Source organism: Paenibacillus aquistagni, assembly GCF_900177815.1.
GTDB lineage: Bacteria > Bacillota > Bacilli > Paenibacillales > Paenibacillaceae > Paenibacillus_B > Paenibacillus_B aquistagni.
Genome location: NZ_FXAZ01000001.1, coordinates 547,519 through 569,183 on the forward strand (window position 1 = coordinate 547,519; position 21,665 = coordinate 569,183).

A 21,665-nucleotide genomic window follows, 5' to 3' on the forward strand; every position below is an offset into this window, starting at 1 on the left:
CATGACCAAAATCATATTTATGGGGACGCCGCAATTTGCCGTTCCCTCTTTGCAATTGCTTATTGACGAAGGTTACGAGATCGCTGCCGTTGTGACTCAGCCAGACCGCCCAGTCGGACGTAAGCGCGTATTGACACCAACACCTGTTAAGGCGCTTGCCCTGCAGCATGATATTCCTGTGTGGCAGCCTGAGAAGCTGCGGACTTCTACGACGGTTGAGGATATCAAGGCTGCTATGCCCGATCTTATCGTAACAGCAGCATACGGACAGATCCTGCCGAAGCAGGTGCTGGATGTTCCGCGTCTAGGCTGCATTAATGTCCATGGCTCATTGCTGCCTGCATATCGCGGCGGCGCCCCTATTCAACGATCGATCATGAATGGAGAGCAGGAGACCGGCGTAACGATCATGTATATGGCGGAAGGAATGGATACGGGCGACATGATCAGCCGCGCCGCGCTTCCCATCACGGATGAGGATAATGCGGGAACAATGTTCGAGAAGCTGAGCCTTGTTGGCGCAGAGCTGCTTAAAGATACCCTGCCGAAGCTGATCGCAGGAGATATTCAAGCGGAGCCGCAGGAGGAAGCGCTTGCGACCTATTCCCCTAATCTAAAGCGTGAAGATGAGCGCATCGATTGGAATCGAACCTCGCGTGAGCTGTTCAATCAGGTGCGCGGGCTTGTTCCATACTCTGGCGCGTATACGACATGGAATGATGAAGTATTCAAGATATGGGCCATGCGCGTGCCCGAATCTTCTAAGACCCATACAGGCACTCCAGATGCTGAGCCAGGAACTGTGCTTGCAGTAAGCGAGACTGGCATAGTTGTCCAGACTGGTGATGGCACCGTAACGCTGACAGAGGTTCAGCCGGCTGGCAAGAAAGCAATGGCTGTGCAGGACTTTGCTCGAGGCGGCAAGCTTACGCCGGGGACGGTGCTGCTGTGACGCATTCGAATGTGAAGCAGAACAGACGTCGTACTGCTCGCGAGGTCGCCCTTGATGTGCTGGTCCAGGTGGACAAGGATCAGGCGTACAGCAACTTGCAGCTGAATGAGGCCCTTACGGAAGCGCGCTTGGAGCGTGCGGATGCAGGGCTTGCGACAGAGCTTGTCTACGGTACGATCCAGCGCTTGTCTACGCTCGATGGCGTGTTGGAACAGAAGGTGAACAAAGGCATCCGCAAGTTGAAGCCTTGGATGCGCAATCTGCTTCGCATGAGCTTGTACCAGATGCGCTATCTGGATCGTGTGCCGGATCACGCGATCGTTAATGAGGCAGTGACGATTGCTAAGCGCCGCGGTCAGCAGGCGATGGCAGGCTTCGTCAACGGGGTGCTTCGCGCTGTGATGCGAGAGCCTGAGCTGTGGGAAGCGAAGGAGAGCATGTCACCTTCTGAACGAATCGCTTGGGAGCATTCTCATCCGGAATGGCTTGTGAAAGAATGGATCAAGGCTTACGGGCTAGAAGAGACAGCATCGATCTGTGAAGCGAACAATGAACCGCCGCATACGAGCATTCGAGTGAACCCGCTTCGTGCCAACCGCGAGGCGCTTATCGAAGAGATGAAGGCCCAAGGCATGTTTATAAAGCCTTCCGTCTTATCGAAGGATGGGATTATTGGGATCGGCACCGGCAATCTAGCTCATTCCGTTTGGTATAAGGAAGGGAAAATCTCAATGCAGGACGAAAGCTCCATGCTGGTTGTGGAGGCGGTTCGCCCCGAATCTTCTATGCGCGTGCTCGATTGCTGTGCCGCGCCTGGGGGGAAATCCATGCATATCGCGGAGCGGATGGGCAATAAGGGGGAACTTATCTCGAATGACCTTCATGCTCACAAGATCGCGCTGATTGAAGATCAGGCGAAGCGTCTTGGCTTGTCCATGATTCATACGATGAATGAAGACGCCAGCAAGCTTGGCGCATGCCTTGCTCCTGACAGCTTCGATGTGGTTCTCTTGGATGCGCCTTGTTCAGGCTTTGGCGTCATCAGACGCAAGCCTGATCTGAAGTGGCGCAAGACGCTGCAGGATGTGAAGGCCATCGCGAAGCTGCAGCATGAATTGATCCGAGAGGCGGCCAAGCTGGTTCGGGCTGGAGGGCGTCTTGTGTACTCTACTTGTACGATTGAGCCAAGGGAGAATCGCGATATTGTCGAGCAATTCGTGAAGGAGCATCCAGAATGGACGCTTGATGATTCTTGGAAGCAGGCGCTTCCGCAGGATAAGCTCTCAGAAGCCTTTCAACGTAGTGAAGCAGGCATGCTGCAGGTGCTTCCGCACGATGCGGACTCAGATGGGTTCTTTATTGCCTCTTTGGTGCGTACTGCGCAGAAGTAGCAAAGCGTAATCTCAATTAAAGCAGTGATACCTATACTGCCTGTACGCTTCGTCCCAATTCACCGACTTCTGCGCTATAGACATGCAGCAGCATGTAACAGCATACAACTGCATGTCATGGTTGGCGGCTAGGAATCTAACTCGAATTGAATATCGAATATTTGACCCGTGCGATTAAGGAGGCTTCCCTTCCTTGGCGCACGGCTTTTTTATTTGCTGATTATAGATGGCTTGCCTGTCGTAGAAGCATTATCGTGAAAGGGTTATTCGGATGAGCGATATCCTGTCTTATTGCAGGATGAGCATACTTACTGAAGAATGATGAACAAGTATGCGGCGGCAGATAAGTTTACCTCGTTCCTTTAGATCATGAGATCATCGGAACGGCAAATTCCCATTTTGCATGGTGTACGTCTTATAGAACTGCTCATACGGCTTCTTTTTTGACCATAAACATGAGGTAGCAGAAGCTAGAACGATAGAATAGACGGTAGAATGGGAATAACTATAGGGGGGCGGTTATGCTGAGTTGTCATTTGTGGTAAAATAAATCGAATGCGGCTGCATCACGACAAGTCCGCATCGCATGCAATGATATAAATAACAGAACAGGTAGTGAGGCAAACAGATGAAACCCTTTATATACGATTATACGTTAGAAGAATTGCAGACATGGGTAAAGGAGCAGGGAGAGCCAGCCTTTCGCGCCGGGCAAATCTTTGACTGGATCTACGTGAAGCGCGTGACGGATTTTGAAAACATGACGAATCTGTCGAAGTCGCTTCGTACCAAGCTGAACGATAGCTTTCAGTTTGTAACCTTGAAGGAAATTACCCATATGAAATCGTCAGATGGAACGATCAAGTTCTTGTTTGGACTGCATGATGACCATGCAATTGAGACGGTTGTGATGAAGCACAACTATGGCAACAGCGTCTGTGTGACCACACAGGTTGGCTGCCGTGTCGGCTGTACATTCTGCGCATCCACGCTTGGAGGATTGAAGCGCAACCTGACTGCTGGCGAGATTGTCGCTCAGGTGGTGGCCGCTCAGAAAATATTGGATGAAACGAATGAGCGTGTGAGCAGTATCGTTATTATGGGTACTGGTGAACCATTTGAGAATTATGAAGCTACAATGAACTTTCTCCGCATTATGATACATGAGAAGGGACTGAATATTGGACAGCGCCATATTACTGTCTCGACAAGTGGAATCGTGCCAAGCATCTATAAATTTGCTGAGGAGAATACACAGATTAATCTTGCGATTTCCATTCACGCTCCTAACGACAAGCTGCGCTCTAAGCTGATGCCCGTGAATCGCCGCTTCCCATTCGAAGATGTGATGAAGGCTCTTAAATTCTATCAAGAGAAGACAGGGCGCCGCATTACATTTGAGTATGCTCTGATTGGCGGGGTGAATGACCAAGTCGAGCACGCGGAGGAATTGGCAGAGGTATTAATACGCATGGACATGCTCGCACATGTGAATCTGATTCCAGTCAACTATGTGCCAGAGCGCGATTATGTTCGCACACCAAAAAATGAAATCTTTAAGTTCTATAACGCTCTAATTGATCGCGGCATCAACGCCACGATCCGCCGTGAGCAGGGCCATGATATTGCAGCAGCTTGCGGTCAGCTGCGTGCGAAGCATTTGGAGTCTAATGCGAGGTGATGAAAGATGAATGCTGTACACCGCTCGGATGTAGGACGAGTCCGTGCAGTTAATGAAGATCGCGCTTATTCGGAGACGCTCGACAACGGTTATACGATTGCTGTTGTTGCCGACGGCATGGGAGGACATCAAGCTGGCGATGTAGCAAGCCGATTGGCAGTGGAGACGATTGTGAGAGAATTGTCAGCCCTGCCTGCTGAGCTTGATGCCAAAGAGCGAAGATCCTCGCTTGAGCAGGCGATTCTTCGAGCGAATGATACGATATTTCACATTGCTTCACAGGATGAGAAGTATAATCATATGGGAACGACCGTTGTTGCAGCCCTTGCTTATCAGCAAGAGGTGATTATTGGTCATATCGGTGATAGCCGAGCTTATGTCGTAAGCCGCAATGCGATCAGGCAGCTGACAGAAGACCATTCCCTTGTCCACGAATTGGTGCGAAATGGACAGATCACAGCGGAAGAAGCGGAGACGCACCCGCGCCGAAATGTACTTATTCGTGCACTCGGCACAGATGAGGATGTGCAGGTGGATACCGTGGAATGGTCGCTTAAGAATGATGAGGTGCTGCTGTTGTGCAGCGACGGCTTAACACGTATGATTGATGACTCCACGATCTGGACGATTACGATCGATCCATCCTTGCCGTTAACGGTTATTGCAGATCGCTTGATTGCTCGTGCGATTGATGCCGGGGGCGATGACAATGTAACCGTTGTGCTTGTGCAGGGACAGGAGCCTGGCATCAAGAAAGTGGGGTGTGACGATTGATTGGAACGACGTTGGCCGGAAGGTATGAAATGATCGCACAGGTAGGCGGCGGCGGGATGGCGCTTGTGTATAAGGCGCTTGATGTATTGTTGAACCGTTATGTCGCTGTAAAGGTGCTGCGTCAGCAATTTGTTCATGATGAGGAGTTCATTAAGCGGTTCCGCCGCGAGGCGCAATCGGCAGCCTCTTTGTCGCATCCAAATGTTGTGAGTATCTACGATGTCGGACAAGAAGACGACATTCATTATATCGTCATGGAATATATTGAAGGCCATAATCTCAATGAAATTATTAAAGAGCGTGCGCCGCTGCAGGTGGAAGAGGCTGTTCGCATTGCGACTCAGATCTGTGATGCGCTCGATCACGCGCATCAGAACCATATTATTCATCGCGATATTAAGCCGCATAATATTTTGATCGGCAATAACGGCAGAGTGAAGGTTACGGACTTTGGAATTGCGCGGGCAGTAACCTCTTCTACCATCACGCAGACAGGTTCTGTGATTGGCTCGGTCCATTATTTCTCGCCTGAGCATGCGAAGGGCATCTCGACAGGAGAGAAGTCTGACTTGTATTCGCTTGGCATTGTGCTGTATCAGATGCTTACCGGCAACCTGCCGTTTCTTGGGGAGAGCCCGATCAGCGTTGCGCTTAAGCATTTGCAAGAACCGTTCGAAGAGCCTAGAGTGGTCAATCCTCATATTCCGCAAAGCGTGGAAAATGTCATTTTGAAGTCGATGCGCAAAAATCCTTCAGAGCGATATCAATCCGCTAAGGAAATGCTTAATGAGTTAGAGACTTGCTTGTCGCCGCAGCGCGCTTATGAGTCAAAGATTACGTTTACGAAGCCGGCCTATGACGATGAACAGGAGACGAGAGTGATGCCTGCTATTCGTGATGTACCGTCGAAGGAGACGTATGAGGACGAAGAGGAGTATGATGATATCGTGGAGAGAAGAAGAGAAGGGCGCAGTCCGTCTGGCGCTCCGATGGCAGGGGCCAATCATTCTTCGCATTCCCGGACAGAGAATGGCGGGGAAAGACCGGATTATCGCAGTGTTCCGTCTCGTGATCGCCAGCATATGAACCATACGCCGCCAAAGAAGAAATGGGTGAAGCCGACGATATGGATTACGAGCACGCTCGTATTTCTAGGCATTATGATTGGCGTCGTCTTCTATGTGAAGAGCTTGCTTAGCGTTGGCGAGGTCGTATTGCCTGACCTTGTGAAGCTGACGGAAGAAGAGGCGGTTCAGAAGCTGGATGCGCTACAGATCACAGTGGAGGACCCGATTATTCGCGAACCAAAAGAGGGCTTTGAGCCGGGGGTTGTGTTCAAGCAGAGCAAAGCGGCAGGCACGACAGTGAAAGAGGGCTCAAGCATTAAGCTCTATGTGAGTGAGGGTGAACCGAATAAGCCTTTGCCTGAGCTGGTCGGCTTGGAATTCAATGAGGCGGTCAAGCAGTTGATTGCGATGGGCTTTGACAGCACGCAGATCTTGCAGAAGCCCGTATATGACGATCAGGTGGAGGAAGGACATGTGGTGTCGATGAGTCCTAACGCAGGTCAAGCCATCGATCCGAAGAAGGATACGATTATGCTTCATGTAAGCAAAGGCCAAGAGTCGTTTGGCATGCCGAATCTAGTGGGGCTGACGAAGGAAGAAGCGCAGGCCGCGCTAGATAAGCTGGAGCTTAAGCTGGCGAAGGATGGCATCATCGAAGAAGCAAGTTTTGTTCAACCGAAGGGCAAGGTTATTAAGCAGTTCCCGTTTGAACCCAATGACCAAGTCAAAAAAGGCGAGGAAGTTAAGCTCTATATAAGCTCTGGTTACCCGCCAGAGGCATTGAATTATGTCTTTAGCCTGCCGGTGTCTCCTGCCGAGAATGGCAAGCAGAGCACCATCCGCATTGTATATACCGATGCAAGAGGCGAGAACCAAGAGTGGGATACACGCAAGATTTCGTCCACGCAAGTATTCAACATCGAGCTTGTGCTTGCTCCTAACAAAGATGGGGTAGTGTCAGTATATCGCGATGGTCAGTTTTTAGATACGTATCCTGTCACTTATACCGATGCGAAGCAAGGAACGGTGCCCACGCCTGGGGCAGAGGAGACAGGCGCCAGGCCAGGGCAAGAATCCACACAAGCACCTGAACAAGGAAACGGGCAAGGAGCCGAAGAAGGATCATCCTCAGAAGGACAAGGGGGAGAAGGCGACGCTGTGACAGAGAACGGCGGAGCATGACCTCAACATGACATCAGATGATGGAGGATAAGGAATGCCTGAAGGTTTAATTGTGAAAGCATTAAGCGGCTACTATTATGTTCGCCCAGATGGGCAGCAAATGACGGAAGTTGTACAATGCCGTGCTAGAGGAATATTCAAAAAGAGAGGCGAATCCCCGCTTGTCGGGGATCGTGTCTTATTTTCAATGACGGATAATGGCGAGGGGACGGTGGAGGAGATTAAGCCTCGTTCTTCCTCGCTCATTCGTCCGCCTATTGCGAATGTAGGCTTGGTGCTGCTGACTTTTTCAGTGCTGGAGCCAGACTTCAACTTGCAGCTGTTGGATAAGTTTCTTGTCCACATTGAGCATGCTGGTCTAGAGGTCGTTATTGTTTTGACCAAGTGGGATTTGCTTGAGGATGCGGCGAAGCAAGATGAGGTTGAGGCCTCCGCTGCACTTTATCGCAGCATAGGGTATCCCGTTGTCATTACAAGCTCGAAGCAGAAGTCCGGGTATGAGGCCTTGTTTGAGCTGCTCTCACATGAGATCAGCGTTTTTGCCGGACAGTCTGGTGTTGGGAAGTCATCGCTTCTCAATACAATGATCCCGGGTGCCATGCTTGAGACCAATATGATCAGCCATCGCCTTGGACGAGGCAAGCATACGACCCGTCATGTGGAGCTCTTGGAGCTGCCGCGAGGAGGTTATATTGCAGACACGCCCGGATTCAGCCAACTTGACTTTTTGGAGCTTGGTGTGGAACAGCTAAGCGATTGCTTCCGAGAATTCAAGGCTCTATCCGAGCAATGCAAGTTTAGAGGCTGCACGCATACGCATGAGCCGGGCTGTCAGGTGAAGGAAGCGCTTGAAGCAGGCGACATAGCGGCCTCACGCTATGAGCATTATGCGCTCTTTCTAGAGGAGATGAAAGAGAAGAAGCGGAGGTATTAAGATGAATTCAAATCAAACACGAACGGTCAAGATCGCTCCATCCATTCTATCAGCCGATTTTGCTCGCTTAGGAGAAGAAGTGAAGGATGCGGAGCGTGGGGGAGCAGATTGGATACATATTGACGCGATGGATGGGCGCTTCGTTCCGAACCTGACCTTTGGTCCACTGGCTGTAGATGCGGTGAAGCAGCACACCTCCTTGCTCCTCGACGCTCATCTCATGATTGTGGAGCCAGAAAAGTATGTGAATGACTTTGCCAAAGCAGGCGCTGATCTGATTACGGTGCATGCAGAAGCATGTCCTCATTTGCATCGTGTTGTTTATCAGATCAAGGAAGCGGGTGCTCAAGCAGGCGTTGCACTTAATCCTCATACCCCGTTAAGTGCAATTGAAGAGGTGATTGCTGATCTTGATCTAGCTCTTATTATGACGGTCAATCCAGGCTTCGGAGGACAACGCTTTATTGAGCGGGGCATTGATAAGGTGCGGCGGCTGCGCGAGCTGGCGGATCAAGTCGGGCACGCGAAGCTTCACATTGAAGTTGATGGAGGGATCAGCTCAGCAACAGCCGCTTCGGTGGTTCGAGCTGGAGCAGACGTGCTTGTTGCAGGCAGTGCAGTATTTGGTACTCCTGATCGCAAGGCCGCTATTGAAGCGATTCGTTCTGCAGCCAGCAGCTAGTGCCTGCTGAAGGAGAGGAGAGAGGTCATGAATTGGAAAAGTGCGTTGCTTGCGGGCTTTTGGAGCTTCGCTGTCGGAACGCTCATTGGGATGTATGCCTTTGTTCAGACTCCCTTTAATATCCTATGTTCTGTAGGGGCGCTGCTGCTTGCCATTTTATATTTCCGCAAGTATCAGACGCGGGGCATGCGCATTGCATTTGTGCTGTTGGTTATTGTATATTTTCTGCTCTTCATATTGATGATGAGCTTCTATATTTATACGGTGGATATGCAGTCTAAGCTCTAGGGTGAAGATAAGCTATTATAAGCTGGGACAGACATAGGCATGGGAAGGTTTGCATATGATGGTTACATGAGCAGGGTCTCATGTAGCCTTTTTTATTTCCTGTAAGCCCGGCTTGGCTGCTTCGTGATGCAGTGAAGTTGGAGGGGATCGTCGTACCAATTTTCGTTAACCATAAATGACTAGAATGAGGAGGGTGGAAGATGAAGTTTTATACGTTTAAGCTGCCTAAGTTTCTTGGAGGGTTTGTTAAGGCGATCTTAAACACTTTCAACAAGAACTAATGCGGCGGCCCACTATGCTGAATCCGGCCCTTCCATCCTATATGATATAAACCCGCAATGTGCGGCATCCGTTCGACATGGCTCTTCTATTGAAAGTGATTATACGGGTTTCGGCAAGCAAAAAAGCACCTGAATTCAGGTGCTTTTTGTATAAGTCTAAGTATTATACGCGAGTCAATTTACCTGCTTTTAATGCGCGTGTGCTCACGTAAACACGTTTTGGTTTTCCATCAACCAAGATGCGTACTTTTTGCACGTTAACGCCCCAAGAGCGGCGAGATTTGTTATTCGCGTGTGAACGGTGGTTGCCTGAACCAGGACCTTTACCCGTGATAAAACATTTGCGAGCCATACCTACACCTCCTTATCCCTAAACAACCGGTACAACCAATCAAATACTCCAATATCATACCATAGCCTATTTTAAGTAGTCAACAGAATCCATAACTTTGTTTGTGATGGCTGTTTATTTCTCAATGCTCTTATAGTACAATGGTATCTAGTCCATAATACTCGAAAAGAGGAGTGAACGAACCATGGCCATTGAACTCAAACTAGAACAGGGAAATGTGAACATTTCAGAAGACGTAATCTCCGTAATTGCAGGTTCAGCTGCAATGGAAGTTTACGGTCTTGTGGGCATGGCTTCGCGCAAGCAACTGAAAGATGGCATTGCCGAACTACTCGGTCGTGAGAATCTGTCACGCGGTGTCGAAGTTCGCCGTGTCCAAGATGCGCTGCACATCGATTTATATATTATTGTAAGCTACGGTACCAAGATATCTGAAGTTGCGCACAACATTCAAGTTAAGGTCAAGTACGTATTGAACGAAATAGTCGGCCTTAATGTCGAGCAAGTTAATATCTTTGTGCAGGACGTTCGTGTATTAAGCTAGGAAGGGGAATTTTCTTTGAATATGCGTTCTTTGAATGGAACACAATTTGCGAATATGGTACTGAGCGGAGCAGACTCGCTCCACAGCCATGTCGACCACGTGAATGCCTTGAATGTGTTTCCGGTACCAGATGGGGATACGGGCACGAATATGAATCTGACGATGACGGCAGGTGTCAAGGAGATAAAGGACAAACGGTCAGCCTCTATCTCGAAGACAGCAGAGATCCTGTCAAAGGGCCTTTTAATGGGGGCTCGCGGGAACTCTGGGGTTATTCTGTCCCAATTATTCCGTGGCTTCAGCCGTGGTGTTGCTGGTCTTGATGAAGTAAATGCGGTGCAATTCGCCCATGCGCTTCAAAGTGGAGTAGATACGGCATATAAGGCGGTCGTTAAGCCTGTTGAAGGAACAATCCTGACGGTAGCGAAGGATGCAGCGAAGCATGCCGTACATATTGCTCGCCGCACGCCTGATATTCAGGAACTGGTTCGCGAGGTGCTTGCCAAGGCGAATGAATCGCTGCAGCACACACCAGAACTTCTGCCTGTGCTTAAGCAAGTAGGTGTCGTGGATTCTGGCGGGCAAGGGCTCGTATATATTTATGAAGGTTTCCTTCGTTTCCTAGAGTCGGGCGCAACACAGACCACAAGAGAGACTCGCGATTCGAAGGATGAGCAGGCTGCTCTTATTGCGGATCGAGTAAAGCAGCTCGACGCGAATCAATCTGCACAAGCGAAGCTTCATACTGAAGACATTGAATTCCTGTATGATATGGAATTTTTTATCGATCTCACAAGCGGAACGGGTAAGCCGTATAACGAAGAGGAGTTCGAGAAAGCGCTATCAAAGAACGGAGATTCGATTATTCTCATTGCAGACGACGAGATCGTCAAAGTGCATGTGCACTCCAGACGTCCAGGCGAGGTATTTGACCTTGCGATGGCTTATGGGGAATTGACTCGGATGCACATCTTGAATATGCGTGAGCAGCATCGCGAACTTCTCCATGGCGAGCATGAGGAGTCTTCCGATCAGGATGGCGAATCCGCGCCGGCAGAAGTATTTGCCGAGATGCCGCATGAGGAATCCCTCAGCCTGCATAACGAGAATGCTGAGCCGCCAGCTGATGAGATTGCGGCTTACGGCTTTATTGCGGTAGCGATGGGAGATGGAATCAAGGATATTTACCAAAGCCTTGGTGTGGATGTGGTGCTCTCGGGCGGCCAGACCATGAACCCGAGCACGCAGGATTTTATTGAAGCGATTGAGACAATCTCTGCACAGCATATTATTATTCTGCCGAACAATTCCAACATTATCATGGCGGCTAAACAAGCTGCTGAGATTGTTGAACGTGATGTGACGGTGCTTGAGACGAAGACGATTCCGCAAGGAATTGCCGCTGCGTTTGCCTTCCAAGAGGAGGAATCTCTTGAGACGAATGTGGAAACGATGCAAGAGGCAGTCGCTCATGTCAAATCTGGACAGGTTACGTACGCGGTGCGTGATACTCAGTTTGATGATTTAGAGATCAAGGCAGGCAACTTCATTGGAATCTTCGGCGGCAAGATTGTGGCTACGACAGAAGAGCTCACCGAGACCTGTGAGCAGCTCTTATCGAAGATGCTCGAGACAGGCGGAGAGATTATTACGATCTTGACGGGTGAAGATGCGAAGGAAGACGAGACGGCTTCGCTTGTCGAGTGGGTCGAGGAGCATCACCCTGACGTTGAAGTCGAGGTTCATACTGGAGGGCAACCGATTTATTCCTATATTATTTCTGTAGAATAATTTTAGGTTAGATCACTCGTAAGATCACTCACAAATGTTGTGATGGGGAGGCCATGATATGGCACAAGTTCGAATCGTGACGGACAGTACGGCTGACATCCCGGTTGAACTGCGCGAACGCTATGGGATTGAGATGGTGCCGCTTAAGGTTCATTTTGGTCATGAAATGTATCAGGACGCAGTAACCATTGATGCGGATCAATTCTATCAGAAGCTTGTCGAGTCGCCAAAGCTGCCGACAACGTCTCAGCCGTCACCTGTAGAGTTTTTAGATGTATTCAATCGGTTGAACGAGGAGCCAGATACGCCCATTATTTCGATCCATCTGTCGTCTGCATTCAGCGGCACCTATCAGTCCGCTATGCTGGCCAAGAGCATGATGGAAGAAGCAAGCGATATTACGATTGTAGACTCCAAGTCTGCATCATATGGCTTCGGCAGCTTTGTTGTACTCGCAGCGAAGATGGCACAAGATGGGAAGACCAAAGAAGAGATTCTTGAGGCGATTCAGTGGATGCAGGAGCACCGGAAGCTGTTCTTCTTGGTTGATTCCCTTGAGTATTTGCAAAAAGGAGGCCGTATCGGGAAAGCGGCAGCCTTGTTTGGAACTTTGCTTAACATCAAGCCGATTCTTTCCATTGATGCCGAAGGTGAAGTGTATTCGGTGGAGAAGGTTAGAGGCTCGAAGAAGGCAGTTCAGCGAATCGTGGATATGTTGGAGCAGGATTTCAAGGATGTTCCTGTCCATGTAGCTGTTGGCTATACAGACAGCCTTGCGGCGACTGAACCTGTGGTTGCGGCATTGAAAACTCATCTGGATATTAAGTCTCTCATGCACACCCGCATTGGGGCAGTCATTGGCACTCATGTGGGGCTCGGTGTAGCTGCCGTGTTCATGTGGCCGGCTGTCGGACCAGACGGAGAGCCTATTCCAGAGACGCAGTAGAGGCTCTAAAGATAAACGAAAATGATTGATTATAACTCAATTCCAGTTACGATGGTCAAAGGCGTGAGTGCTGCCAAGCAGCAAGAACTTCACGCCTTTGGCATTTCTACGGTCGCTGATTTGCTTTTATATTTCCCGTATCGATATGAAGATTTTCATGTGCGCCGCCTTGACGAGGTGAAGGATGGCGAGAAGATAACGATTGAAGGACGCATTGTAAGCACTCCAGTCGTGCAGCGCTTTGGCAAGAAATCAAAAGTGACTGTACGCATTATGGTTGAGGAATGGCTCGTGAGCGCGACATGGTTTAACCGTCCTTATATGCGTGAGCAGCTGACGCAAGGACGCGATGTGGTGGTGACTGGCAAGTGGGATCAGCGCCGCCTTCAAATTACAGTCGCGACCTCTGAGTTCGCAGATCGTGGCGCGATGCGCAAGGATACGCTGCAGCCTGTATACTCTGTTCGAGGCAAGATTACGCAGAACTGGATGCGCAAGACGATTGCGCAGGCGATGCTGCAATTCTCAGAGACCATATCTGAGGTTCTGCCCGCGGAGCTTATGCGCCGCTATCGGTTAATGCCTAGGAAGCAGGCCATTGCGGCATTGCATAATCCTCAAGATGCGCAAGCAGGCAAGCAAGCTCGAAGAAGAATGGTGTATGAGGAGCTGCTGCTCTTTCAGCTAAAGCTCCACGCCTTTCGCGCTCTCAATCGAGAGCGGGCAGATGGTGTTGCTCATGAGGCATCGAATACCCAAGTTAAAGAATTCGTACGCTCTCTTCCATTTGAGCTCACCGATGGCCAAAAAGGGGCGGTGACAGACATCTTGGCAGATATGCGCTCACCTTATTGCATGAATCGTTTGCTTCAAGGAGACGTAGGTTCTGGTAAGACCGTTGTCTCTGCGATCGCTTTGTATGCATCTGTGTGTTCTGGGTATCAAGGAGCGCTCATGGTGCCAACGGAGATTCTTGCCGAGCAGCATATGCGCTCGCTTATGAAGCTCTTTGAGCCTCATGGCATTCAGATTGCATTGCTGACAGGCAGTGTAACTGGACGCAAGCGCAAGGATGTTCTTGCTGGGCTTCAGATGGGCGCTATTGACATTCTTGTCGGCACCCATGCATTGATCCAAGAGGATGTCTTCTTTAAGCGGCTGGGGCTTGTTGTAACGGATGAGCAGCATCGCTTTGGCGTCAACCAGCGCAGTATTCTTCGACGCAAAGGCATGAATCCAGATGTTCTGCTCATGACGGCGACGCCAATCCCAAGAACGCTCGCTATTACGGCGTTTGGAGATATGGATGTCACTTCGATCAAGGATCGGCCTGCAGGTCGGAAGCCGATTAAGACCTACTGGGTCAAGCATGAGATGCTGGAGCGTGTGCTCGGATTTATCCGCCGCGAGGTGGATCAAGGCAGACAGGCGTATATGATCTGTCCGCTTATTGAGGAATCGGACAAGCTGGATGTGCAAAATGCGATTGATGTCCATGTCCAAATGCAGCAGGCTTTCCCTAATCTTAGCGTCGGATTGCTGCATGGACGGATGAGTGCAGCGGAGAAGGATGAGGCGATGCGTGCTTTCAGCTCAGGCAGCACCCACTTGCTGGTCTCCACGACCGTTATTGAGGTTGGGGTTGATGTGCCTAATTCCACGCTGATGATCATTATGGATGCAGAACGCTTTGGACTGTCTCAGCTTCACCAGTTGAGAGGGCGTGTAGGTCGAGGCGAGCATCAGTCTTACTGCGTGCTGATCGCTGATCCGAAGTCGGAGGTCGGCAAAGAGCGGATGCGCATCATGACGGAGACGGAGGACGGCTTCGAGCTGTCTCAGCGCGATCTTGAGCTTCGAGGACCGGGCGATTTCTTTGGCACGAAGCAGAGTGGACTTCCTGAGTTCAAGCTTGCTGATATGGCGAGTGACTTTGCGGTGCTGGAGCAGGCAAGAGAAGATGCAGCCGAATTGATTGGAATGGAAAACTTCTGGACGACGGCTGAATACCGCCCGCTGCATGACATGCTTAAGCAGGAGCAGCTGTTTCAAGGAGAGCTCTTGGATTAGGCGTGATATGGGACAAGCACTTTCGCATACAATGGTACAAACGGAGATGACTTGCGCTTTTCGGTAGAGTTCAGATCCTTACTGAAGCACTTCGCAAGTCTACATTTGTGCCGGAGGTGTGCTTGCGATGTCTTATGTGAAGTATGGCATTAGTCCACAGCTTGTAGAACGGGTCAAGACGAAGATGCGTAACCCAACCACGAAGGAGAAGATCAAGCGCTTGATTGATGGGGTTACCAAGCATGATTTGCAGGATCGAGCAATTGTCCGGCGGCTTGTTCGTCAAGCGGCCAAGGTTCTTCATGAGCCATTAACGGATACACAAGAGACGCAGTTGGTGCAATTCGTCATTGCTCAGAAGATTGATCCGAATAATACGTTTCATCTTATCAAGCTGTGGGGAATGTTTCGCTAGATGACAGTCGTTGAATAAAGATGGACATTGAGGCTGCTTGTGCAGCCATTCATAGGAGTGGCTTTGTCTCAGGATGAGGAAGGCAAGCCTCCGATGATGTAGTATAAAAAAGCGCGGAGCGTTCGTATTGAACGGCTTCGCGCTTTTGGCTTATTGAAGGGAAAAACGCAGTAATGATAAGAATTGAGAATTTGCTTAAGACTGAGCAAACTATCTCTTACTCCTGTTGGCTAGGCGCTATCACTCCTGCAGGTGCTCACTTCTGCTGATTCATTTCACTTATGAGCTTTTTCATTTATGAAAATAAAATCCCCATTGACGCTTGTCAGCACATTAGAACAAAATCGGGGGATCATCAATCGCTGCGATACAGGCTGGACTGTCATGATGCACACGTCCCACCTCGCTGCTGACAGGATACATGTCCAACCACTCATCCGGTGCCGGCTTCAGCAGCGCTTGAAGCTGTCGTACATCGCTGTTGTCGCGCTTTAGCCATGTGTCGATATGCTCTGCGGGGAGCAGCACAGGCATCCGATCGTGAATCGTTTCCATCTTTTTGTTAGGGGTCGTTGTAATGATGGTGAAGGTGCTGATCTTTGCGCCATCTACGGGGTGCACCCATGTGTCATACAAGCCCGCCATATGAAAAAGCCTGCCCTGCCCTGGAACAATTCGCATCGGCTGCTTATTCTTCTTATCGATAAGCTTCCATTCGTAGAAGCTGTCTGCGGGAATGATGCAGCGCTTGCGCTGAAAGGATTGCCTGAAGGCAGGCTTGTCAAGAAGGGTCTCTGCTCTTGCATTAATAGTGCGATAGGCGATCCTCTCATCTTTAGCCCATGAAGGGATGAGACCCCAACGCAGCGGTCCTATTCGCCGCTTCTGTCCGTCATGAATAAGCGCCGGCATGACTTGGCTGGGCGCTACATTGTATCTGGGCTGATGAAAAGGCAGCGGGCTCTCCTCAAGCGAATAGTAAATGAGCAGTTCCTCCCAGGTTACAGTTAACGTATACCGTCCGCACATCGTTGCTCCTCCTCTTGCTCCGAACTAAAGACTAGTTCGATTGTAGCATAAGCAAGACAAGCTGCCTAATTGCTGGCGCGGCATGCTAGACGCCTTGAATGCATATCAGGCTGGAGGGGCTAGCGCTGCGACGATGCCTGAATAATGTCGGCTGCCGGAATCCAACGCTTCTCCTCGCTTTGCTGCAGCCGAACGGCTCTTCGCGCAGGGTCAATCTGAATAATGGTGCCTGTGACTTGCTTGTTCTCAATCTCATCGAACAGGGTGAGTACAATAGGCGCCTGCTCCTGCATGGAATGGGCAATCATCATGGACAAGTATTCAAGCTCCTGAGTGTCAAGCTTAGGACGTTCTTGCTTGATGATGCGCTCTTGATGATGCAAAAAGGCTTCTTTGTGTTCAGGCAGCATCATGCGTGAAGATTCAAACAGCCCATTGCCTTCCAGCTTCTTGCTCATTTATAATGACCTCCAATCTTCTGCGCACGATCTCGCGCTTGCCCTGCAGCTTGGAGAGAGGAGGCTCTCATGATGGCGGCATTGCCGTACTTGAGCTTAATCTGATCAGCCGCTTTCTCCAGCGCAAGCTCCCTTTCCCGGTCGTGGAACAAATCCAACTGCACGATCTGATCGCTGACGAGATCTGTTAGAGAGACACCGATGCTTCGGATTGGAGCCCCGTTCCAGTGCTTCGTGAACAAGGACATCACCGTTTGATACACCTCGCTGGTGAGATTGGTCGGTTCTGCTAGCTTCTTCTGGCGGTGAAAGCCTGTGCTCTTGTTAAAGTTTGCGCCTCGACAGCCGACGGAGACGACATAGCCCATAAAGCCTTTGCGGCGGGTGCGCTGGCAGACGAGCTCTGTAAGCTCAAGGAGTGGAATGCGAATCTCTTCGAGTGTACAATAATCGTAAGGCAAGGTCATCTGATGACCGATGCCCTTCTGCGTGTTATGGGTGTTGGGCTTGACAGGTGAATAATCCTTGCCATTGGCGATCATCCACAGCACTTCACCGTTGACTCCCCACTTCGCTCGAAGGCGTGACAGAGGAACCTTGGCCAGGTCGCCGATGGTATGGATGCCCATGCGGGTCAGATGTTTTGTCATGCGCGAGCCCACCATGAACATCTGATGGATGGGAAGCGGCCACAGCATCGCTTCGATATCGTTAGCTGCGAGCGTCCAGATGCCGGATGGCTTCTTCTTGGCATAGTTGTCACAGGCCATCTTGGCCAGCACTTTATTCTCGCTAATGCCCACTCGAATGTAGATGCCGGTATCCTTTAGAATCTTCTCTTGCAGGCTTCGCGCAATCTCTTCTGGCGGACCAAACAGCTCTTGGCTTCCGGTAATATCCAAGAATTGCTCGTCAATGCTGTATGGCTCCACAAGATCAGTGTACGTCTGCATAATGGCTGTAATCTCAAGAGAGACCCGAATGTATTCCTGCATTCGAGGGCGAATCACGATAAGATCCGGACACTTGCCAAGCGCTTCCCCAAGACGTTCCGCGGTCGTAATGCCATGCTTCTTCGCCAGAGGACAGGCGGCGAGGATAATGCCTGATCTTCTCGCCGGATCTCCTGCGACGACAACCGGTTGATCGAAGTATTCGGGATGAGCCGCCTTCTCCACGCTTGTATAGAAGGATTGGCAGTCGGCCAGCATAATGACCCTGTTTTTCTTGTCAGGTAGCTTATTCATAATGTTCCCCGCCATTCCATATTGAAATAAGCGCTCAAGCGCGTATGAAGCTCTGCGCGCACATATCCCCACAGCATAGAGCACTTATGATGGTAGCCGCGGCACAGGTAATGGGCCTCGACGCCAAGCTCGGTTCTGCGCTCTTCATAGATCTTGAGCCCGTGAGCACGCATCTGCTTGCGCAGGCGAACAAGATCCATCGTAATCTGATCCTGCGCACGCCGAAGAAGCATGCTGTAAAAGGCGCCCATCTTGAGCGGCGTCTTCCCTAATACGGACAGATCACGCTCCAATGCATCAAGCAGAATCGGCAGCAATACGCATTCCTTAATGAGGTGAAGATCTTCTTCTGTCTCCAAAGGTGCCGCTCGCTTTGTCACAACAATCTCCTCGATCCTTCGCAATAGTTACGTATAAATGGGCAAGCTAGTTGAACATGCAGCTTATACAATATTCTCAATATACACGAACGTACGTTCTTGTATCAATAGGGAATTATTTCTCGCTGTTGTCCAAATTCAAGAAATGCCTCATTAAATGAGTTACCTCGCTGCGGAGCAGTCCCCGCAGCATATAGAAGGAATGCTCGTATCCCTTGCATGAATAGTGCACGCGAATGCCGTGGGGCTGTCTTTCCTGCTCGTGAATGTGAATATTCCGTCTGCGGCACTCACGCCGCAGCTTCGAAGAAGACAAAGCGGCTTGCTCTTCTGCCTGCTCAAGGGCTGCAAGGTATAAATGAGTCATCTTAAGCGGTGCTTGAGTCAGATGGCTCATATCACGCTTAAGCGTGTCGATCACGAGCGAATGAATAACGTATTGCTTGACAAGCAGGGCATCGGCAGCGCGCGAAGCCGGATCTGACGGGAAAGTGGCTTGAGATGTCATCTTGTTCATCTCCTTTTCTAAAGGGACCTTTTATGCGAAATGAAAGGATTACGAACTTATGTTCTTATTGTATTCAATATACCGAACAAATATTCGTTTTTCAAGCCGGGAAAATAAAGATTGGGCTGGAAATGAAGCGCAGTACAGGAGAATTTTACGTAAAGGATAATTTTGGGTGTTGTTCAAGAGGCAGCGTTTACGCTAAGGTTAATTAGAAAGGAAACCCGATTGACTTGGACATGGGCGAGGAGTCAATGGGAGATAGGGGGATGTTCATGATTACGAATTTGACGTTTGAGCGTGTGGCGATGGAAGACACACAGGCTACCTATGAGTTTCAGGGCATGAATGGGGATGAGCCGGTTACGGGCTTGTTTGAGTTGAATTTGAAGCGTTATATGGAGCTAGAGTCAGAGGGCAGCGATGAAGCGCTCCATCATGCCTTGTACTGGCTGTCGCCGATCCAAAGCGATGCGCAGTATTGGGCGGGCATGAGGCTTTTTTTTCGCATTTATAAGCATTATTTGGAGCAAGGCACATACATAGAGCAGGGATAACCGTGAACCTTGAGGGAGTGAAGAGCTTGAAAATAACGCTTCATAAAGGTGAGGTACTCTTCCATCAGGGAGATACGAGCGCTTATTTGTACCGAATTGTAAGCGGACTGTTTAAGGTGACCCACATTCATGAGAATGGCAATGTTGTGATGTTTAACATTTTGTATCCGGGAGAGGTTGTGCCTCATCATTCCTTGATTTCTCCGCAGGAGTATCGCGGCACAGCGACAGCCTTGACGGAATGCAAGGTAGAGCGCATCCTCGCAAAGGACTGGTATGAGGAGCTTGAACACAACAAGGATAAAGCGATTGAGATCGCGAGACTGCTGCAGGAGAAGATCGGTTTTTTGCATCAGCGCATTGATTATATGGCGATCGGCACGCCAGCAGAGCGATTGAGGCTGTTTCAAGAGTGGCTGACCGGCTATGTTCCGTACGAACAGGTGACAGAGCTGTTGACGCAAGAAGAGATCGGGCAGTTCATTGGCGTTAGAAGAGAGACGGTCAATCGCCTCCTGCGGCAGAACAGCCATGAGCAGATGTAAGTATTGAAAGTCTGTAATCCGTGATGGATTGCAGGCTTTTTTATTGCGGGCAAAATGTCAGTTAACAAGCAGAGCCGCTGAATGATGGCTGGGATCATAACAACACGCGATAAGCATTCACGGGAAGAGAAGCAAAGGAAAGCAAGCCGCCATTTCCGTGATGCCCAGTGCAAAGGAAAGCAGCGCATGTTAGGTCTAGGACAATCCGTCGCGCACATAGGCTGGTAGTGTGGGTAATTTATTCGGGTGATAAGCTGCAGGAAGCTGGAGGCTGTAGAAGATAAATCTTGTTGATCTTAAGATTTATGCGGGGCTAAGAAGGAATCTTTCTTTACTTCATCAGAGCATAGGAGGAATGCAGGATGTCTGAGACTGATCAACCGCGAGTGAGATCTGAAACCAAGGCGATCAAAGGGCCGATTCAAGCGGCCGCCGAGGTTCCTCAAAGCTACAACCAAGAGCGAAGCTATGTACCGTTTCGCGGACTTTATGATCCATGTCCTCCACGAGGGCCGAGGACGTATGTGGTTCCACCGAATCAATATATTACGTTTCAGCCTCCCAATTTGCCGCAGTTTACCCCAGCAGAAGCATTAGTTTACGGTACCTTGTGGCCGGCCCTCTTCAGCCCTTATCGACCACAGCGCGGAGGTGGAGCCCAATGAACGAGCACCCGTTTCGTACACCTGAATACCATCAAAGGCTAAGAGAGCTGCAAGAAGTGGACTTTGTTCTGCTTGAGCTAAATCTATATTTGGATACCCATCCGAACGATCAGCAGGCCATTCAGCAGTTCAATCATTACGTAGGCGAGCGAATGAAGCTCGCTCAGGCTTTTCAGGAGCAGTATGGGCCGTTAATGAATTATGGACATTGGTTTTCAGGAAGTCCGTTTACTTGGGCAGAGACACCTTGGCCGTGGCAGATCTGATGGGCGACAAGAAGGAGTGATGGATTACCATTCAAGCGTATTAAGGAGGAATTGCTTTGTGGGTGTATGAGAAAAAGCTGCAATATCCGGTCAGGGTAAGCAAGTGCGACCCTCATATGGCGAAGCTGCTCTTGGAACAATACGGTGGTGCGGATGGAGAGCTTGCCGCGGCTTTGCGATACTTAAATCAGCGCTACACGATCCCTGATAAGGTGATCGGATTACTTACAGATATAGGAACAGAGGAATTTGCTCACTTGGAAATGATTGCCACTATGGTATATAAACTGACGAAGGATGCGACGCCTGAGCAGCTTGAAAAGGCCGGACTTGGCGCGCACTTCGTCGCTCATGACAGCGCCTTGTTCTATAGCAACGCAGGCGGCGTGCCGTGGACAGCGGCCTACATTCAAGCCAAGGGAGATCCGCTTGCCGACCTGTACGAGGATATTGCGGCAGAAGAGAAGGCAAGAGCGACCTATCAATGGCTGATTGATCTGACGGACGATGTGGATTTGCAGGACAGCCTGAAATTTTTGCGTGAACGCGAAATTGTGCACTCCTTGCGCTTTCGCGAGGCGGTTGAGATTATTAAAGAGGATCGCGCGGTGCGAAGAATATTCTAATTCAGGATAGATTGCTGCAGCATATAGGCTTAGA

Annotated in this window: 25 protein-coding genes; 19 read left to right on the forward strand and 6 right to left on the reverse strand. The window is 50.0% G+C overall.

The genetic code is table 11. The annotated features are described in order from the left end of the window. The first annotated feature begins 1 nt into the window (after position 1). From fmt to spoVM, 9 genes are all read left to right on the forward strand, one after another. Entirely contained in the window at positions 2–952 is a 951-nt protein-coding gene (gene fmt / locus B9Y93_RS02485; RefSeq protein WP_085492763.1) for a methionyl-tRNA formyltransferase, read from the forward strand. Next, positions 949–2,343 carry a 16S rRNA (cytosine(967)-C(5))-methyltransferase RsmB gene (gene rsmB / locus B9Y93_RS02490; RefSeq protein WP_085492764.1) on the forward strand — a complete coding sequence of 465 codons (1,395 nt, stop codon included), beginning with the start codon at positions 949–951 and terminating at the stop codon, positions 2,341–2,343. Before fmt ends, rsmB begins: the two co-directional genes overlap by 4 nt. 628 nt (positions 2,344–2,971) lie before the next feature. Next, entirely contained in the window at positions 2,972–4,024 is a 1,053-nt protein-coding gene (gene rlmN, locus B9Y93_RS02495; RefSeq protein WP_085492765.1) for a dual-specificity RNA methyltransferase RlmN, read from the forward strand. A gap of 6 nt (positions 4,025–4,030) precedes the next feature. Then, positions 4,031–4,798 carry a Stp1/IreP family PP2C-type Ser/Thr phosphatase gene (locus B9Y93_RS02500; RefSeq protein ID WP_085492766.1) on the forward strand — a complete coding sequence of 256 codons (768 nt, stop codon included), beginning with the start codon at positions 4,031–4,033 and terminating at the stop codon, positions 4,796–4,798. Next, on the forward strand, positions 4,795–7,047 hold the full coding sequence (gene pknB / locus B9Y93_RS02505) for a Stk1 family PASTA domain-containing Ser/Thr kinase (protein WP_085492767.1): 2,253 nt from the start codon (positions 4,795–4,797) through the stop codon (positions 7,045–7,047). Before B9Y93_RS02500 ends, pknB begins: the two co-directional genes overlap by 4 nt. A 34-nt stretch (positions 7,048–7,081) precedes the next feature. Further along, positions 7,082–7,981, forward strand: coding sequence for a ribosome small subunit-dependent GTPase A (gene rsgA / locus B9Y93_RS02510; protein ID WP_085492768.1), 900 nt, complete (start codon positions 7,082–7,084; stop codon positions 7,979–7,981). 1 nt (position 7,982) lies between these two features. Further along, a complete protein-coding gene (gene rpe, locus B9Y93_RS02515; protein WP_085492769.1) occupies positions 7,983–8,663 on the forward strand; it encodes a ribulose-phosphate 3-epimerase in 681 nt (226 codons plus the stop codon). Between the two features lie 27 nt (positions 8,664–8,690). Further along, positions 8,691–8,951, forward strand: a complete 261-nt coding sequence (locus B9Y93_RS02520; RefSeq protein WP_085492770.1) for a hypothetical protein — start codon at positions 8,691–8,693, stop codon at positions 8,949–8,951. 200 nt (positions 8,952–9,151) lie between these two features. Next, positions 9,152–9,232, forward strand: a complete 81-nt coding sequence (gene spoVM / locus B9Y93_RS02525) for a stage V sporulation protein SpoVM (protein WP_085492771.1) — start codon at positions 9,152–9,154, stop codon at positions 9,230–9,232. Positions 9,233–9,395: 163 nt separating this feature from the next. Here the strand turns inward: spoVM and rpmB are convergent, their stop codons facing one another. After that, positions 9,396–9,584 (reverse strand): 50S ribosomal protein L28, encoded by a 189-nt coding sequence (rpmB, locus tag B9Y93_RS02530; RefSeq protein ID WP_085492772.1) that lies wholly within the window; start codon positions 9,582–9,584, stop codon positions 9,396–9,398. A gap of 184 nt (positions 9,585–9,768) precedes the next feature. Here rpmB and B9Y93_RS02535 point away from each other — a divergent pair, with 184 nt between their 5' ends. The 5 genes from B9Y93_RS02535 to B9Y93_RS02555 all read left to right on the forward strand — a co-directional run bounded on the left by B9Y93_RS02535 (position 9,769) and on the right by B9Y93_RS02555 (position 15,350). Beyond that, positions 9,769–10,128 carry an Asp23/Gls24 family envelope stress response protein gene (locus tag B9Y93_RS02535; protein WP_085492773.1) on the forward strand — a complete coding sequence of 120 codons (360 nt, stop codon included), beginning with the start codon at positions 9,769–9,771 and terminating at the stop codon, positions 10,126–10,128. A 54-nt stretch (positions 10,129–10,182) separates the two neighbouring features. Next, positions 10,183–11,919 (forward strand): DAK2 domain-containing protein, encoded by a 1,737-nt coding sequence (locus B9Y93_RS02540; protein WP_176228871.1) that lies wholly within the window; start codon positions 10,183–10,185, stop codon positions 11,917–11,919. A gap of 58 nt (positions 11,920–11,977) precedes the next feature. Continuing rightward, a complete protein-coding gene (locus B9Y93_RS02545) occupies positions 11,978–12,865 on the forward strand; it encodes a DegV family protein (RefSeq protein ID WP_085492775.1) in 888 nt (295 codons plus the stop codon). A 21-nt stretch (positions 12,866–12,886) separates the two neighbouring features. After that, complete coding sequence (recG, locus tag B9Y93_RS02550) at positions 12,887–14,935, forward strand: ATP-dependent DNA helicase RecG (RefSeq protein WP_244903267.1); 2,049 nt, start codon at positions 12,887–12,889, stop codon at positions 14,933–14,935. 127 nt (positions 14,936–15,062) lie between these two features. Then, positions 15,063–15,350, forward strand: a complete 288-nt coding sequence (locus B9Y93_RS02555) for a stage VI sporulation protein F (protein WP_085492776.1) — start codon at positions 15,063–15,065, stop codon at positions 15,348–15,350. A gap of 333 nt (positions 15,351–15,683) precedes the next feature. Here B9Y93_RS02555 and B9Y93_RS02560 read toward each other — a convergent pair whose 3' ends face one another. From B9Y93_RS02560 to B9Y93_RS02580, 5 genes are all read right to left on the reverse strand, one after another. Then, positions 15,684–16,379 (reverse strand): SOS response-associated peptidase, encoded by a 696-nt coding sequence (locus B9Y93_RS02560; protein ID WP_085492777.1) that lies wholly within the window; start codon positions 16,377–16,379, stop codon positions 15,684–15,686. A gap of 119 nt (positions 16,380–16,498) precedes the next feature. Further along, positions 16,499–16,837 carry a YolD-like family protein gene (locus B9Y93_RS02565; protein WP_085492778.1) on the reverse strand — a complete coding sequence of 113 codons (339 nt, stop codon included), beginning with the start codon at positions 16,835–16,837 and terminating at the stop codon, positions 16,499–16,501. Next, complete coding sequence (locus tag B9Y93_RS02570; protein ID WP_085492779.1) at positions 16,834–18,084, reverse strand: DNA polymerase IV; 1,251 nt, start codon at positions 18,082–18,084, stop codon at positions 16,834–16,836. The genes B9Y93_RS02565 and B9Y93_RS02570 overlap by 4 nt, the downstream gene beginning before the upstream one ends. Then, a complete protein-coding gene (locus B9Y93_RS02575; RefSeq protein WP_085492780.1) occupies positions 18,081–18,464 on the reverse strand; it encodes a YhjD family protein in 384 nt (127 codons plus the stop codon). The genes B9Y93_RS02570 and B9Y93_RS02575 overlap by 4 nt, the downstream gene beginning before the upstream one ends. A 115-nt stretch (positions 18,465–18,579) precedes the next feature. Further along, the gene (locus B9Y93_RS02580; protein ID WP_085492781.1) at positions 18,580–18,972 is read right to left on the reverse strand and encodes a YhjD family protein; all 393 of its coding nucleotides are present in this window, start codon (positions 18,970–18,972) and stop codon (positions 18,580–18,582) included. Positions 18,973–19,247: 275 nt separating this feature from the next. Here B9Y93_RS02580 and B9Y93_RS02585 point away from each other — a divergent pair, with 275 nt between their 5' ends. The 5 genes from B9Y93_RS02585 (at position 19,248) to B9Y93_RS02605 (ending at position 21,631) form a co-directional block, all read left to right on the forward strand. Continuing rightward, entirely contained in the window at positions 19,248–19,529 is a 282-nt protein-coding gene (locus tag B9Y93_RS02585) for a hypothetical protein (protein ID WP_139829127.1), read from the forward strand. A gap of 26 nt (positions 19,530–19,555) precedes the next feature. Further along, positions 19,556–20,074, forward strand: a complete 519-nt coding sequence (locus tag B9Y93_RS02590; RefSeq protein WP_085493932.1) for a Crp/Fnr family transcriptional regulator — start codon at positions 19,556–19,558, stop codon at positions 20,072–20,074. 419 nt (positions 20,075–20,493) lie between these two features. Then, positions 20,494–20,739: a spore coat associated protein CotJA gene (locus B9Y93_RS02595; RefSeq protein WP_244903327.1), complete on the forward strand. Its 246-nt coding sequence runs from the start codon at positions 20,494–20,496 to the stop codon at positions 20,737–20,739. Beyond that, positions 20,736–21,005 carry a spore coat protein CotJB gene (locus B9Y93_RS02600; RefSeq protein ID WP_085492784.1) on the forward strand — a complete coding sequence of 90 codons (270 nt, stop codon included), beginning with the start codon at positions 20,736–20,738 and terminating at the stop codon, positions 21,003–21,005. The genes B9Y93_RS02595 and B9Y93_RS02600 overlap by 4 nt, the downstream gene beginning before the upstream one ends. A gap of 56 nt (positions 21,006–21,061) precedes the next feature. Continuing rightward, positions 21,062–21,631 carry a manganese catalase family protein gene (locus B9Y93_RS02605; RefSeq protein ID WP_085492785.1) on the forward strand — a complete coding sequence of 190 codons (570 nt, stop codon included), beginning with the start codon at positions 21,062–21,064 and terminating at the stop codon, positions 21,629–21,631. Positions 21,632–21,665 lie beyond the last annotated feature (34 nt).

What these genes read in the sequence shown, in the direction of transcription:
- fmt (WP_085492763.1), top strand. Translation starts at nt 2, where the DNA reads ATGACCAAAATCATATTTATGGGGACGCCGCAATTTGCCGTTCCCTCT.
- rlmN (WP_085492765.1), top strand. Translation starts at nt 2,972, where the DNA reads ATGAAACCCTTTATATACGATTATACGTTAGAAGAATTGCAGACATGG.
- B9Y93_RS02500 (WP_085492766.1), top strand. Translation starts at nt 4,031, where the DNA reads ATGAATGCTGTACACCGCTCGGATGTAGGACGAGTCCGTGCAGTTAAT.
- rsgA (WP_085492768.1), top strand. Translation starts at nt 7,082, where the DNA reads ATGCCTGAAGGTTTAATTGTGAAAGCATTAAGCGGCTACTATTATGTT.
- rpe (WP_085492769.1), top strand. Translation starts at nt 7,983, where the DNA reads ATGAATTCAAATCAAACACGAACGGTCAAGATCGCTCCATCCATTCTA.
- B9Y93_RS02520 (WP_085492770.1), top strand. Translation starts at nt 8,691, where the DNA reads ATGAATTGGAAAAGTGCGTTGCTTGCGGGCTTTTGGAGCTTCGCTGTC.
- spoVM (WP_085492771.1), top strand. Translation starts at nt 9,152, where the DNA reads ATGAAGTTTTATACGTTTAAGCTGCCTAAGTTTCTTGGAGGGTTTGTT.
- rpmB (WP_085492772.1), bottom strand. Translation starts at nt 9,584, where the DNA reads ATGGCTCGCAAATGTTTTATCACGGGTAAAGGTCCTGGTTCAGGCAAC.
- B9Y93_RS02535 (WP_085492773.1), top strand. Translation starts at nt 9,769, where the DNA reads ATGGCCATTGAACTCAAACTAGAACAGGGAAATGTGAACATTTCAGAA.
- B9Y93_RS02540 (WP_176228871.1), top strand. Translation starts at nt 10,183, where the DNA reads ATGGTACTGAGCGGAGCAGACTCGCTCCACAGCCATGTCGACCACGTG.
- B9Y93_RS02545 (WP_085492775.1), top strand. Translation starts at nt 11,978, where the DNA reads ATGGCACAAGTTCGAATCGTGACGGACAGTACGGCTGACATCCCGGTT.
- recG (WP_244903267.1), top strand. Translation starts at nt 12,887, where the DNA reads ATGATTGATTATAACTCAATTCCAGTTACGATGGTCAAAGGCGTGAGT.
- B9Y93_RS02555 (WP_085492776.1), top strand. Translation starts at nt 15,063, where the DNA reads ATGTCTTATGTGAAGTATGGCATTAGTCCACAGCTTGTAGAACGGGTC.
- B9Y93_RS02560 (WP_085492777.1), bottom strand. Translation starts at nt 16,379, where the DNA reads ATGTGCGGACGGTATACGTTAACTGTAACCTGGGAGGAACTGCTCATT.
- B9Y93_RS02565 (WP_085492778.1), bottom strand. Translation starts at nt 16,837, where the DNA reads ATGAGCAAGAAGCTGGAAGGCAATGGGCTGTTTGAATCTTCACGCATG.
- B9Y93_RS02570 (WP_085492779.1), bottom strand. Translation starts at nt 18,084, where the DNA reads ATGAATAAGCTACCTGACAAGAAAAACAGGGTCATTATGCTGGCCGAC.
- B9Y93_RS02580 (WP_085492781.1), bottom strand. Translation starts at nt 18,972, where the DNA reads ATGACATCTCAAGCCACTTTCCCGTCAGATCCGGCTTCGCGCGCTGCC.
- B9Y93_RS02585 (WP_139829127.1), top strand. Translation starts at nt 19,248, where the DNA reads ATGATTACGAATTTGACGTTTGAGCGTGTGGCGATGGAAGACACACAG.
- B9Y93_RS02600 (WP_085492784.1), top strand. Translation starts at nt 20,736, where the DNA reads ATGAACGAGCACCCGTTTCGTACACCTGAATACCATCAAAGGCTAAGA.